The 13,807-nt window shown below is 54.0% G+C and carries 10 protein-coding genes and 2 pseudogenes; 2 read left to right on the top strand and 10 right to left on the bottom strand.

Annotated elements, in window-relative coordinates:
- Positions 1-184 precede the first annotated feature (184 nt).
- Positions 185-2,995, top strand: a complete 2,811-nt coding sequence (locus MGN01_RS21875) for a glycosyltransferase (protein WP_170246109.1) — start codon at positions 185-187, stop codon at positions 2,993-2,995.
- Here the strand turns inward: MGN01_RS21875 and MGN01_RS21880 are convergent.
- The 10 genes and pseudogenes from MGN01_RS21880 to MGN01_RS24465 form a co-directional block, all read right to left on the bottom strand.
- Positions 2,992-3,942, bottom strand: coding sequence for a GHMP family kinase ATP-binding protein (locus MGN01_RS21880; protein WP_210246094.1), 951 nt, complete (start codon positions 3,940-3,942; stop codon positions 2,992-2,994). The genes MGN01_RS21875 and MGN01_RS21880 overlap by 4 nt on opposite strands.
- Positions 3,943-4,096: 154 nt before the next feature.
- Positions 4,097-4,660 (bottom strand): SIS domain-containing protein, encoded by a 564-nt coding sequence (locus MGN01_RS21885; RefSeq protein ID WP_147048933.1) that lies wholly within the window; start codon positions 4,658-4,660, stop codon positions 4,097-4,099.
- Between the two features lie 52 nt (positions 4,661-4,712).
- Positions 4,713-6,629, bottom strand: a complete 1,917-nt coding sequence (locus MGN01_RS21890; RefSeq protein WP_170246110.1) for an HAD-IIIA family hydrolase — start codon at positions 6,627-6,629, stop codon at positions 4,713-4,715.
- Positions 6,626-7,588, bottom strand: a complete 963-nt coding sequence (locus MGN01_RS21895) for an NAD-dependent epimerase/dehydratase family protein (RefSeq protein ID WP_147048935.1) — start codon at positions 7,586-7,588, stop codon at positions 6,626-6,628. The genes MGN01_RS21890 and MGN01_RS21895 overlap by 4 nt, the downstream gene beginning before the upstream one ends.
- 386 nt (positions 7,589-7,974) lie before the next feature.
- On the bottom strand, positions 7,975-8,877 hold the full coding sequence (locus MGN01_RS21900; protein ID WP_147048936.1) for a glycosyltransferase family 2 protein: 903 nt from the start codon (positions 8,875-8,877) through the stop codon (positions 7,975-7,977).
- On the bottom strand, positions 8,874-10,148 hold the full coding sequence (locus tag MGN01_RS21905; protein WP_147048937.1) for a glycosyltransferase: 1,275 nt from the start codon (positions 10,146-10,148) through the stop codon (positions 8,874-8,876). Before MGN01_RS21905 ends, MGN01_RS21900 begins: the two co-directional genes overlap by 4 nt.
- A 781-nt stretch (positions 10,149-10,929) precedes the next feature.
- Positions 10,930-11,220 (bottom strand): transposase, encoded by a 291-nt coding sequence (locus tag MGN01_RS24635; RefSeq protein WP_147048938.1) that lies wholly within the window; start codon positions 11,218-11,220, stop codon positions 10,930-10,932.
- Positions 11,217-12,143: pseudogene (locus MGN01_RS21915) on the bottom strand (integrase core domain-containing protein); the annotation flags it as partial. The pseudogene MGN01_RS21915 and the gene MGN01_RS24635, both read right to left, overlap by 4 nt.
- A gap of 149 nt (positions 12,144-12,292) precedes the next feature.
- Positions 12,293-13,035, bottom strand: a pseudogene (gene istB / locus MGN01_RS21920) (IS21-like element helper ATPase IstB).
- Positions 13,036-13,046: 11 nt separating this feature from the next.
- Positions 13,047-13,181: a hypothetical protein gene (locus MGN01_RS24465; protein WP_280178564.1), complete on the bottom strand. Its 135-nt coding sequence runs from the start codon at positions 13,179-13,181 to the stop codon at positions 13,047-13,049.
- A 163-nt stretch (positions 13,182-13,344) separates the two neighbouring features.
- On the opposite strand from MGN01_RS24465, the gene MGN01_RS21930 reads away from it, so the two are divergent.
- Positions 13,345-13,807, top strand: a 463-nt coding sequence (locus tag MGN01_RS21930; protein WP_174804622.1) for a helix-turn-helix domain-containing protein, incomplete at its 3' end; no start/stop codon positions are given.

Genomic DNA, 13,807 nt, shown 5'->3' on the forward strand with positions numbered 1-13,807 from the left:
GCTGGCTGCAACCCGAAGGCGCGGGAGGTGACAGAGATGTCAAGCCGGATCCATCCAAGCTCCCGCCAGCTGCCAGAAGACGAGATCCCAAACGAACCTGCCCGCCAAACCTTAGCAATCAGCCAAATTCCCTGATATGGAAACCGCCACCCTCCGAGCGTGCCCATCCTTTCAGGACCCAACCATGTCGAGTCAGCCCCGGACGTGCATCGTCACTGACGAGTTTGTCGGCATCAATAAAAAAGGCGGCATAGGCACATGCGCGCGGGCATTAGCCGAGATCTGCCAAGCTGCAGGAGAGCAAGTCGATGTTTTAATTACCTCACCGAAAACCCCTATAGACATTGCTATCCTGTCACAGAGATTCAATGTACAGTTTCTCTCCGATCAAATATTTGACACGATGTCTATTGTGGAGGCGTCTGACGACGCCGCAAAAGCTTATAAAACCTATCTTTATATTCGAAACCGTTCCTTCGACACGATACATTTCAACGACTGGCAGGGAAGCGGCTTCTATGTCGCAATGGCAAAGATTCAGGGATTGATCAAAGGGCGAATTATCACCCATCTGCACGGAAGCTCAGCGTGGGTCCGCCGCTACAACCAGAATTCCCCGAAGCTAGAAGACTTCGAGAGGGAAGATATGGAGCGATTTCAAATCGAGAATTCTGACTACGTAATAGCTCCAAGTTCGTATATGCTTCAATGGTATGAAAAGGAAGGCGTAGTTTTGCCAAAAGGCGAACGTCGCCAGTGGATATTGCCGCAATGGCTCGAGTACAATAACCTGCATCCGGGCAACTTGACTACAGATTCGCTAGCGCCTGAAACACTCCGCGAAGTAGTATTCTTCGGGCGGCAGGAGCGTCGTAAGGGGATCGACATATTCGTTGAGGCGATAAGCAGATTGCCCAAAACGTTTAAGCCCACGATCACCTTCCTTGGGGCTTTCAGTCAAATTGATCATGAATTTACAGGCGCCTATATACTCCGAAAACTAATACATTATCCTGGTCGCATAAGATTTCTGCCTGATCTAGACCAAGAATCTGCGTTGCAGTACATCCTGCGCGCGCAGGGGGCGATCTGCGTAATGCCGTCCCTGATAGAGAACAGCCCCTGTGTCGTGGGAGAATGCTTTACGATCGGAGTCCCCTTTCTGTCGACAGACGTTGGTGGGACTGCGGAACTTATAGATCCTGACTCGCGCAATCTTTGTCTTGTGCAGCCTACCGCATCTTCGATAGCGGACGCTTTGCAGAGAGTACAGGCGAAAGGACTGCCTTCACTACAATCGAGCCTGAATCCCAGACATATCATCCGCGCGTGGAAAGACAGTATCACTATATTCTCTAATTCCCGCGAAAATACCTGCTACGCCCGTTTCAAACGCGGGCCAACGGTAAGCGTTTGCCTCACCCACTATAACCGACCTAAGATGCTCGACAGAGCTCTTAAAGCAATATATAGGCAAGATTATGAGGATATTGAGCTTATTATAATAGACGACGGCAGCAATTTTCCGGAAGCTATCCGGTACATCGACGATCTTAGTGTAGGTTCATCTCGTTTTCCGCTCAAAGTTATTAAATCAGAAAACAGATACCTAGGCGCAGCAAGAAACCTTGGCGTCAAGCACGCTACCGGCGAATACGTTCTGTTTCATGACGACGACAACATCAGCGAACCTGACGAAATTTCAACTTTTGTGACAGCGGCGCTTAATTCGGGCTACGACATCCTTACGTCACAGTACTACGTTTATGATGATAACAAGCAACGGGACCCACTAGCTGACAGAAATATAAGGTGGTTTCCTATAGGGATTGGAGGTTTGTACTCAATATTCCATAACAAGTTCGGCGATGCCAACGCTCTGTTCCGGAAGTCGGCCTTCGAGGCGATTGGCGGATTTACCGAATTACGCGGAGTCGGACTAGAAGATTGGGAGTTATTTCTTCGCGCCTATTATAAGGGCCTCAAAATCGGGGTGGTGCCGGAGCCACTGTTTACTTATCGCATAAGCAGTGAGGGCATGCTCCAACAGGGCAATCCAGTTGACAACTATGACCGGTTATTTGCCGCCGTTGAGGCTTCAAACGGGCTTCTGTCCGCAGATATGCTGCGTTATATAAGATCAAATGACATACGGGCCGAACAGAGAGCAAGAGCTCTACGTATTGTCTCTCCGCTGCCGGGGGGCGACTTGCACCGCGAACTCATTGATTGCGACCCTCAGTCAAGCGCAGCGAGGATAAAACTTACAGAGTTAGCATTCAGCCTTGGACGCACCGACGATGCTATTGATCTAGCGCTTCAAACTCCCTCCTCACGTCACAGACTGCTTGCCCTAGACCGGGAACGTTACGGCGTGCTTGGCATCGGAGCCTTCCGAAATTATATCGAAGTACCTCTAGCCCACGATCGGACCGCACTATTAATAAAAGGATGGCTTCTCGACCAACGTAACACCGCTACTTCAATCGCCACAGCCAAACTGAACAAAGATGAATTCGAATGCGTGGCAGAGCGCCGATACCCGAGACCCGACGTCGATTTGTCCAGACAAATACCTCATTCATCTAACTCAGGCGTAGTCGCGTTGTTTCGAAAATCAACAAAGCCTCGGCTTTCGGTTCGGAGAATGGTCGCCCGCTGGAAGGGTATAACTATATCTAGCGGTATTTCAGAAGGAAAACTCGAGGTCGAGCGCAAGTCTGGCACGCGTGTCACGGGGCATATCGATTTTGCAACTTGGTGCCGGATCGTTCCCGTCGAACTAGCAGGTGACGAACGGAGTTCGATTCAACTCATAATCGAAGCACCTAAACCCGAACTAGTTGCAATTTCTTTTGCCGGCTCGCCGTTCATGTTCGCAGCAGACATAGAACCTGGTCGAGCCAGATTCAGCCTGCCATCGAAAGTGTTTACCCCTATAGCTCTCCTAGAAATCGCTGCTCCCGCAAATGATCGTATAGAAATTATGTATTAACTATTTGAATGCGCGGTGGTAGGATTATAAAATATTATGCGGCTTCCTAACGTATCAAACCGCAAGTCAATAGGACGTAGAGCACCGAGCGCCTCTGCAATAGCAGCATGTCGGTCCTCCGGCGCATAGAACATCAGAAAGCCGCCCGCTCCAGCACCTAGAAGTTTCCCTCCAAGCGCTCCAGCCTTTCGAGCGGCATCATACCAATCGTCAATAGCGCTAGTGCTGATGCCCTTTGTCAAGCTCTTCTTCAGATTCCAGTTATCGTTTAATATTTCACCGAATGAATCCAAATTTCCATTTTGAAGTTCCTCTCTAAGCGCGTAAGCCAACTCTACCATTCGTATCAGCGCCGCACGCTTGGCACCATCACTCGAAATTGCAATTGTTTGCTGCTTCAATATATCCGAGGCGCTGCGCGTAACACCGGTGTAAAAAACGATTATGCGCCTTTCGAGTGCGCTTCGTACTTCCAGCGGCATTATTACCGGTGATACAAGAACACTATCATCAGCCTTGAACTCAATGAGGTTAAGGCCACCGTATGCCGCGGCATACTGATCCTGCTTTCCAATTGGCTCGCCGCATCGGTTAATCTCGATGTCGCTGCTACAATACCCCAGACTGTCGGCGGATATATGACGGCCCAGATAGGCAGAAAGGGCGTTCAGGAGGCCAACTGTGAACGAACTCGAGGATCCAAGACCCGTACCCCTAGAGGGTATGTCCGCAATCGTTGTAATCTCAACTCCACCAGTGATCCCGAGCATATCAAACGCGGCCCGTACGAGACGATGCTCAATCTGCTCTACTGTCTCTACTTCCTCAGTTTTGGAGTATGCCAGCCGGATACCCCCGTCGAACTTCCGGTTGATATTGACGTAAACATACTTGTCGATAGATGTGCTGACTACAGCGCCCCCATACCGCCTGTAGAAATCAGGCATGTCACTTCCTCCACCTACAAAGCTCATTCTAAGCGGAGTACGGCTAATGATCATAGACTCTCACACATCTTCTATCGAGGGCTGCGTTACACGCAAAATTATACCTTCCGCGTGCCGCCTTAACAAAAGCTGGATCGGACGTTGAAATGGCTATCTATTGATCCCCGGTCTCAGTTCTACACAATGCCTGCATGACTATGTGGCCAAATATCGAATGAACATCCTCAACTAACTGCATATCATTAGACCTTACCCATATAATGTTATCTGCTTTTTCTTTTAAGCGCCCGCCCTCAAATCCGCACAACCCTAGCGTTTGACAGCCTAAATTTTTTGCAGTCTCAATCGCACGAACAACATTTTCTGAGTTCCCGCTGCCTGATATAGCGATGACAAGATCGTCTTTAGCTGCCACACCCATCAACTGCTGTGAGAACACCTCATCATAAGAGATATCATTCGAGTAGGCAGTAATGAGACCAACGTTATCGACGAGACTTCTTCCCCGAAATGGTTTCCCATGTGCAAGAAAGACCATTTTGGTCCAGTCAGTCATAAAGTGAAGCGCCGTCATTGCGCTGCCACCGTTACCGAGAGTTATGATCTGTCGGTTCTCAGCCCACGCATCGCGAACAAGCTGAATTCCTCTATCAAAAGCTGAACGATCAACTTGAGCAAGTAGCTCTGACAATCTATTGAGATATCTATCTGCGTGCATTGAAATCATCATTACTCACCGTTGTTGCGCGTGAAGGGATTGAAGCGACGCTCTATAGAAGGTCATCAACACAAAACCGAAAATCTGCTTTGACCGCATCTGCTGCGATATAAGCGTCTTCGTCTAGACGCCTGCTCTCGTATATCGCCAACGCCTCTGCTTGGCCCTCCCCTCTGTCCCTTAGCGTCTGAATTACACGATGCCGCCGCCGTCTCTCATCGCCCGTCACCCAAACACGGTGAATGGAGCGGCTTTGTGGCCGGCTCGGAGGTAACATCATCGATAGGGCTGGCACGCCTTCCACGATTAAGACATCAGTTGATTCTAGCTGTAGATGGTCGACAGCAAGTGTTCTAACCTGCGTTTCGCGATCATACCGAGGTAGATCAATCGCGATTGACTCTCCATTTGACAGCCAAGGGCTGATCAATTCGATGGCTAATTCTAGTTCGTATCTCGAGAAAACAGAACCGCCGTCACGACTGGTCGCAGATCTAATAAAGCAATCGAGTTCAAGAACACGATTTGAATATTGCTTTTCGTTAAGAAACCAGGAAAGAACTGTTGCAATTGTAGTTTTTCCTAGTTTTGCACATCCGCCGATCATAACAAGGTCACCTGGTCGGATCTTCCGGACTAGGGGCTCCAATACAATGCAGAGCGAGGGGTATACGTCTAAGATGAACCGCGTTGCTGCGGCTACATCGTCTACTATAACGTCTGGACGAGCGTTGGCGCGATGGTCTAGGCCGCCTTCGCCCGTCCGGACTAGGACCGATCTCAGCCCAGCGCGGTTAGCGGCCAGAACGTCAGTTGTAGAATCACCGACCATCCACGAAATCTTCTTGTCTATGTTAAGTTGTGTCGAAGCTTCTTCAATCATAGCAATGCCGGGTTTTCGACAGTCGCACGTGATCTTCAGGGATTTGACTTCGTCCGGGAACCCGGAGTCGGGGTGATGGGGGCAATACTTGATTAGATCTAGCCATGCTCCTTTCCGGCCGAGTTCAGTTTCCATTTTATTATGAATGAGCGTTAAATCCTCAACGCTCGCCTCCCCTCGCGCAATGACAGGCTGGTTTGTGATGACTGCGACCCGGTATTCTGCTTCATTAAGACGACGGATTGCTTCTGCGGTTCCTGGAAGAAGGGAAAATTCTGAGTGGTGGCGTACGTAGCCGGCGAGATCATTTAAGGTACCATCGCGATCGAAAAAGACCGCTTTCTGCAAATGCTTTCGCCGAGCTCGTTCAACAAGGCCTGTTTCGAGGTGGTGACTTGCTTTATCGAGGCGGTCGGGGGTTCCTATATCTTTGATGTATTCGAAAGATGTGTAGCCTCGAAGTCTCTGTCCAGCCGCGACCATGGCCGGGAATAGATCTTTGGCGAAGTCAAGCGGGAAGGATTGCTGTAGCCAGCGGCTGAGAGCTTGCCGTTCGACAATATACAGTGCAGCGTTGACAAGATTAGGTAGCAATGAACCGGCCGGATGGGGGTACCCGTAGAAGCCGGTTATGTTTCCGGAATGACCAAGGGCAACTAGATCTGAATCGTTGGGATGGTCGTTGGGATGTAGGAACAATGTAGCTTCGGCTGCGGCTTCTACGTGGACGCGCCAAAATCTTTCTAAATCAACGTCGAAAAGGGTATCGCCATAAACGACTAAGAAACGTTCGTCCAGCTGGCTGTATGCAGATAAAACAGCTCCGGCAGTGCCTTTCGCATCGCCATCGTTGATAGTAGTTACCGAAATTTCCAGTCTGGCTGATGCGCAGAAGGCTTCAATTTGATCCGCTGCGTGGTTTACAAGAAGTAGTGCTTCTGTGAATCCATTACTGGCTAATAATGTAAGTTGACGCTCTAGTAAAGGGACGCCGCCGACGTCGATCAGCGGTTTAGGACGTCCAGCAAGTCGCTCTTGCAACCGCGTTCCTTTGCCCCCGGCTAAGATTACAGCTTGTCGTTTCACGCAGAACCTTCCTGCATCGCTATCTGACGAACTGCCGTTTTCACGGCGTTCGACGAGTCCATTGAAGTTCTCCATCCGAGCCGAGCGAGCAACTCGACGTTATAGCGAAATCTTGGTACGTCACCTACCCATCCTTTCTGTCCTTCTCCAAATAAGATCGTCGCTCGCGGGCTGACTATGTCTCGAACCGTTTCCGCTATAAATTTTACCGTAACACCGTCGTCCGATGGACCAATATTGAAAACGTTGTACTTGTCACGGCTGTTTTCAGATATAAATAACATCGCGGATACGAGGTCGTCTACATGTAAATAAACTTTCTGCTGAGTACCGTTGCCGAGAACATTCAGCGTTTGCGGCGTGATAGCCAGCTTGCCAATGAAGTCTAGAATGACTCCGTGTGTGGCTGGTGTGCCGACGACATTTGGGAACCGAAAGATATTTGCTCGTTCCAAAAAGCTCTCGCACGCAGCGGAGATTTGGCCTTCGGATGCTAGCTTCATAGCTCCATAATTGGAGATTGGTTTGTAAGGCGCCATGTCCTCTGAAATCCGCAGGTCAGCGAAGTCTCCATATATGGCCGAGCTAGACGCGAAGTGGATCTTGCCAATGCGGCGGTTGCGCATGACCGAGAGAGTAGCGAACGTTGTCATGAATGTGTGTTGAAGGTCGACATAAGGATCTGAAATGCCGGCCGGGATATCGGAGTTTGCCGCTAAATGCCACACATCGGTGATTTCGCTGACTCGCGACGACGAGATGGCGGCCTCGAGTTCATGAGGGTTCGAACAGTCAGCTTCGACAAACGTTACGCCTCCGGTTGCAACTAATGGCGACAAGAATTCCCTCCTCCCACGGATGAGATTATCTACAGCAACAACCTCGTGCCCCAGCCTGAGAAGTGCTGGAATAAGATTCGCGGCCACGAACCCTGCACCGCCTGTAACCAGATGAACCATTGCGATTCCTTTTTTGTTCGTGCTTCACTAACTGAACGACGGTAAGGGTTGTATTTGTCACTGCCGACAGACAACGCGATATTAAATGAGCAGCGGGGTCGAGGACTGGCGGTCATCACACCTTCGCCGGTTTCAATTTTTGTACCGGTCATGTTCGTAGGCGTTTGGTGGCACTCCAGCCCTACCGACCGATGTGCAACGCATCGACACGGTCGCGCAGTAACTACGCCCGCGGTTGGGCGACTCATTCAACGGCCGGGCGTTGTGTTTCAATTCTGAGCATTGTCGTTTTACTAGCATCCGGGCTGCACCTTCGGCATGAACGTCCTAAGATGATCGAGCTACTAACGCGAGAAACAATCGCCTCGCTACAACCTATTTATTTATTATAATAACCAGCCTTTCGTGCGGCGGAACCACTTCTGGAAGCGCTCGTAAGAGGGCTCTCTGAGAATGGCATCATGAATCCAACCGAGGCGGGGCAGGTCATTTTTGTCGGCTGCAGCCGCATATCGCCGAAGCGTTTCGTAGCAATTTGGTCGGATGAAGGCGCTGTTTTGGAACTCTACCAAGGCAATGACGAGCTCGTTCGAGAAGATTGCGTTTGCTTTGCAGAAAGCGGAGACGCCTTTCATTTTAGACTGATATTTTTTGGGGTTCCACTGAGCGCTGCCACCCAGAACTCTATATCGGATTGAGCTTTGGTCCATATTTGCGACTTCGACTTCCGTTATCAGCCTTCCCCACAGCTCGTAGTCCTCTTCACATCGAAGGCTTTCATCATAATAATATAATCCGGAATCGTATATCTCCCGGCGGAACATTATTGTCGGATGGTAGAATGGATTGTTTACGAGGTACTCGTCTAGGATTTTCTTGTTAGATAGCGGACTACGGTATGGCCCTTCATGACGGCCGAAGGCATCCACCCCGGTTCCAACTAATGCGACCTTTGGATTCGCTACTAAATATTCTACTTGATCGTGGATCCGCCACCGATACGCGATGTCGTCTGCATCCATGCGGGCTATAAACGTCCCGGCGGCTTCGCGGAGACCGGCATTAAGAGCTTTGGAGATGCCGAGGTTTGGCGCTAACTCTAATATCTTCAGGTCACCATCGCCGAGATAGGAATTGGCAATCGCAACTGTATTGTCGCTTGAGCCGCCATCGACGATGATAACTTCGATATTTGCGTAAACTTGGTCTATTAAGCTGTGGATCATTTGTCGGATCCAAGGGCCTGAGTTCATGGTCGGAATGACGACCGACACAAGAGGCTTCTTCACTTTGTTATACCCTCGACTTGGCCTGCTATACGGGCGTATATAGATTTGGATTTCGAGACAAACATCTCGTCTATTTTTTCGAGAAAGGGGCCGGAGGCGCCGTTCCAAAGATGAAAGCAGTAGGCGGGTTCTAGATCGCTAAGAAATTCCAGCCCTTCGTCTGAAAAAAGGACGGTCTCGATTGTGTTCCAGAGTGGGAAGAAAAATGACCGGTAGTCCAGAACCTTTATGTCTTCAGGATATTTTGTCATCAAAATACCCGGCAATTTGACGGAGTGGTAATCCCAGAGATCGTCGCGCCCAGTAGATCGAAAATAGTCGTAATGGCTGATCCAATGCTCAAGAAATGGCGCGTTTGGGCGCGAAAGCATTACTGCATTGCAAAGCCCGGATGCAGAGTCGGGGCCTGCTGCTTGGACGCCCATGCAGAAATGCGATGAAAGGAGATCTTCATAGGAGCGTTGCGTTATTGTATCTATATCGAGGTATGCGCCCCCTGCGTGCTTGAGTGCGAGCAGGCGCACAATATCTGCCTTATGCGCGTAATGATAGATTTGCGATTGCCCGAAATAATCAAAATCTTCTAAGCGAATTACCTCAAGAGATGGCTGGATAGCCGTCCACCGGGGACCGACGGGCTCATGGAGACAGTGAAAAAATGCTCGCCAACCTGGATTAAAATATAGAGCTGATTTGATTGCCATATATCCGTAGTATGGAAGGTCTTCACCTGAATTTTTGAATCCGTAGACGAAGTGAAATATGCGCGGTATTTCGTGGGTTGACGCGTCCGTCGCGCTTCGGAGCCTGTTGATGAAGCCGTCCAGCGCTTGTGCAGCTTTGGACACGAGCTCGGTATTGTTCGCCGCGTTCGCCGCATTTCGATTGCGGTCTCTCTGAGGTGCTACCAGCGCTTCTCGACCATGCTCGTCTTCGCCTAGAGAGTGATCAGGAAATGCTGACGTGATGCGTCCTTCTCGTTGCCCATGTCGAATGTAATGGATCAGTGGATTGATGGCTTCGATCTTTACGTCGCGATACCGGGCTAGATAGCCTCTGCTGGAAAAATGTGGACTTGGATCGCGGCCCTCTCGTGCTCCGTGTTCAATGTAATGAACAGCGGGTGGTACGTTTGATTGCTTGACATCGTTATACGTGGTTATATACCAATCTTTGTCGAACAGATCGCTGCGTTCTATGATGGCGACTTCGTCCGCCTTTACCGGGGCTCGCTTTCTTTCAAGTTTGAGTTTTTTTAGAAGATTGGGCATGTTTGAGTCCGCTCGGATATGCAGGGCTACAGTTTGTCGTGGGACAGTCTTCAGTTTGAGTTGTTACTGCTCTGAGTTGTATCAATGGGTCATTGCCAGCTGGAATTGTACATCGACGTGGCTGCTTATTCGAATGCTGGCTAGTAACGTTTCTCGTCAACGGCCCTTGGCGGTGCCCGTTTATCGCTAGCTGGTTGCTGGCTTGGCTTAGGGCTAATGCGATGGCCTAATTAGTGTGGTTTCTGTGGCGGGTTCGTGGGTGTGCTCTGCGTACTGCCGGTCACTGCAGCTCGGTTTAGAGTGTTCGTGTCTCGAGCAGGGCTGTCCCACAGGATAGGCAGGTGGTCAAGAATCCTGAGGCTTTTATGGCGCTTGGCATCCCTGTAGAAGATGCCGAAGCAACGCTCGTTGTTGTCGATCTTGAGCCGCCTTCGGGGGTGCCTAGGGTCGAGGTTCCCCTTTGACTCAATGCGAATGTGTAAAGGCGTGGGGCGTTGCCATGAACAGAAGGGTGGCGTTGGAGCAACAGCGCAGTGTGAGGCAACTCTTGCGCCTGCTCAGGGGCGATCCGGAAGGGGCAGCATGCCCGGCTGCGTCGGCGATCACGCGGGCCTTGGTACCATAGCCACCTCGTGTCCTTCGACAGGCTCATCAACCAAGAGAAAGTGGTTCGGTCTTGGTCCACGGTGTTCTGCGCTGAAGGACGGCGTTGGCGTAGGTAAGGAACTTTCTGGCGCGGGTGGTCAGAGTCATTTTGTGCGGCTTTCCGGCGTCGATCAGGCTACGATAGAGCTGCCGCGGTGCGGCGTTCCAGCGGAAGCTGGCTGGCAGAGCTCCTGCGTAGAGCGCGCGTTGCACGCTGGCGCGCCTGCCCCCGATGGGGCGGATGCCCTTTGCGAGTGCCCGAGTCGTGATCGAATGGTGCGAGGCGGAGCAGGCAGGCGGCTTGCCCACGTGAGAGCTCTCCCAACTCTGGCACGCCGATCAGAAGGGTTAGCGCGGTTCGCCGGCCGATCCCTTCCACGCTCTCGATCAGTGCCAAGTGGGCCATGACGTGCCTCCCGTTTCTCATCCAGCGGAAGCGAGAGTCCTGTCGTGATCTGAGCGATCGTTGATGGCTTGTGCAAGAGGCCGGAGCGCGGAGTCGTCAGAATGCGCAGCGTTTCGGCCGGCGGTCTCGACAATGGCGCTGGCAAAGGCCCAAGGCGTCATCCAGGCGAGCTTTGAGTGCGGTCGCTCCTCATTGTAGTCGCGCCGCCAGTTTTTGAGCACGGCTCGGGCGTGGGGAAGCGGGCGGAACAGCGTCTCGTTCAGAAGTTCGTCGCGCAGTCGTAAGTTGCAGCTCTCGATGAAGCCGTTCTGCTGCGGCTTGCCGGGCGCGATGTAATGCCAGCCGACGTCGGTCTCGTCCGCCCAGCCGAGGATGGCGTTGAGGTGAACTCGGTTCCGTTGTCGCTGACGATGGTCGTCGGGCGACCAGGCCGGCGCACGATATCGTCGAGCTCGCGCGCGACCCTCAGGCCAGACAACGACATGTCGGTGGCAAGCGCCAGGCATTCCCGCGTGCAGTCGTCGACCGCGGCGAAGATCCGGAAACGCCAACCATCGGTGAGCTGGTCGGACAGGAAGTCCAGGCTCCACCTCTGGTTCGCCGCGACCGGCGTCTCGATCGGCCGCCGCGTTCCCATCGCCCGTTTGCGCCCCCCGCGGCGGCGCACCGTCAGCTTCTCTCGATGCCAACCACTCGGCACGCCCGCCGCTCGCTCATACCAAAGGTCGCGGCGAGATACGCCACGGCCTCCCGTCGCGCTGCGGGCGTCACCACTTCTTTCTCAGAAGATCCTTCAGCGCTGCGTTGTCGAGCATCGCGTCGGCCAACATCCGCTTCAACCGGCCGTTCTCGTCCTCCAGCCCCTTGAGACGCCGGGCGTCCGAGACGTCGAGGCCGCCAAACTTGACCTTCCCTTGTAAAACGTCGCCGTGCTTGCGGCAGACTGCGTATTCCGACGAAGCCGGCCGGGGATTCCGATTTGGGGCCGGCCGTCATCCCGAGGCGAAGCCGGCCACTGGTCCGATCTGAAGCCGCCCAGCGACGGGGCACTCCCGCGGGTCTGGGGTGAAGATCACGAGGTCGGTTCAGCAGGTCAAGCAGTCGGCTCGGCCGCCTTGCGTTTGCGCAGGCTTTCGCCGGCGAGCTCAATGCGGTGGGCATTGTGCAGCAGCCGGTCGAGGACGGCATCGGCGAGCGTGGGGATGCCGATGATCTCGTACCAGTGATCCACCGGCACCTGGCTGTGATCAGGGTCGAACCGGCGTCATAGCGGTCCTCGACGATCTCCAGGAGATCGCACGCCTGTTCGGGCAGGAGCGGCTCGGGGCCCCAATCGTCGAGGATCAGCAGGTTCACCCTGGCGATCTGGCGTAGCAGCCGGCCATAGCGACCGTCGCCACGCGCGAGGCTGAGCGCCGCAAACAGGCGCGAGACCCGGTAGTACAGCACCGAGAGGTCGTCCCGGCAGGCCTTGTGCCCGAGCGCGCAGGCCAGCCAACTCTTGCCTACACCGCAAGGGCCGGTGATCACGAGGTTACGCCGGGTCCGGATCCAGTCGCCGGTGGCGAGCTTGAGGAACAGGGCCCGGTCCAGGCCGCGATGGCTGCGGTAATCGACGTCCTCGATACTGGCGGGATGGCGCAGCCGTGCGGCGCGGGCGCGGGCCTCGAAGCGCTTCTGCCGCCGGGCCGTGGCCTCGTGGTCGAGCAGCAATCCGAGCCACTCGGCGTGGCCGAGGGCGCGAGCCTCCGGGTTGGCGTCGAGCGCCTTGAAGCCCGAGGCCATGCCGCTCAGTCCAAGTTCGTGGAGGAGACCGAGCGTGGGGTGGGTGAGCATCGGCGTCTCCCTCAGTGGAAGTAGCGCGGGCCGCGCAGGTTGGGGCGGAGCATCACCGCGACGGCCTCGGCCGGCGGGGTCGCACGGTCGAGGCCGTTGGCCAGGATCGAGGCGATGCTCTTGTAGGTGAGCGCGCCGAGCGCCACGGCTCCGGCCGAGGCCGCCTCCGCCCGGCCAGGGTCGAGCCCGCGGTAGAGGCGCAGGATGCCCAGACACGTATGTCGGGCGAACTGAGAAACTGCCCCCCTGACGAAATGGAGAACTGACCCCTTCCCGAGGAGGGAAGATGCGATTTCAGGCGAGGTTTTGATGGACGCTGCACCGATGCTGGCGGTGCAGGGTGATGCGATGCTGCAGAATGAGGAGGTGGCCGCGATGTTGCGGCTGCGGGACCTTGGCTGGGGCGCCAAAAGGCTGGCGCGAGAGTTCGGGTGCGCCCGCAACACGGTGCGGCGCTACCTGCGCGAGGGTGGTCCAGCGCCGTTCCGCAAGCCGCAGCGGCGTACGGTGTTCGACGGGCTGGACGACTGGCTCCAGGAGCGGTTCTTCCGGCACGCCGGGAACGCAGACGTGATCCGGCAGGAGCTGGCAAGCGAGCACGGCATCGTCATCGGTCTGCGCTTGGTCGAGCTCCGGGTGCGGTGCTGGCGGCGCGAGCTGAAGGCGCGGACGCAGGCGACGACGCGGTTCGAGACGGCTCCCGGGCAGCAGTTGCAGATCGACTTCCGCGACACGCGAGTGTGGATCGGCGACGAACGCGTGCGGGTGCACG

This window comes from Methylobacterium gnaphalii (genome assembly GCF_007992215.1).
In the GTDB taxonomy this organism is placed as follows: Bacteria; Pseudomonadota; Alphaproteobacteria; order Rhizobiales; family Beijerinckiaceae; genus Methylobacterium; species Methylobacterium gnaphalii.

Excerpts from the sequence above, each read along its gene's own strand:
- MGN01_RS21905 (WP_147048937.1), bottom strand. The coding sequence starts at position 10,148 with ATGCCCAATCTTCTAAAAAAACTCAAACTTGAAAGAAAGCGAGCCCCG.
- MGN01_RS24635 (WP_147048938.1), bottom strand. The coding sequence starts at position 11,220 with ATGAGAAACGGGAGGCACGTCATGGCCCACTTGGCACTGATCGAGAGC.
- MGN01_RS21895 (WP_147048935.1), bottom strand. The coding sequence starts at position 7,588 with ATGGTTCATCTGGTTACAGGCGGTGCAGGGTTCGTGGCCGCGAATCTT.
- MGN01_RS21875 (WP_170246109.1), top strand. The coding sequence starts at position 185 with ATGTCGAGTCAGCCCCGGACGTGCATCGTCACTGACGAGTTTGTCGGC.
- MGN01_RS21880 (WP_210246094.1), bottom strand. The coding sequence starts at position 3,942 with ATGCCTGATTTCTACAGGCGGTATGGGGGCGCTGTAGTCAGCACATCT.
- MGN01_RS21885 (WP_147048933.1), bottom strand. The coding sequence starts at position 4,660 with ATGCACGCAGATAGATATCTCAATAGATTGTCAGAGCTACTTGCTCAA.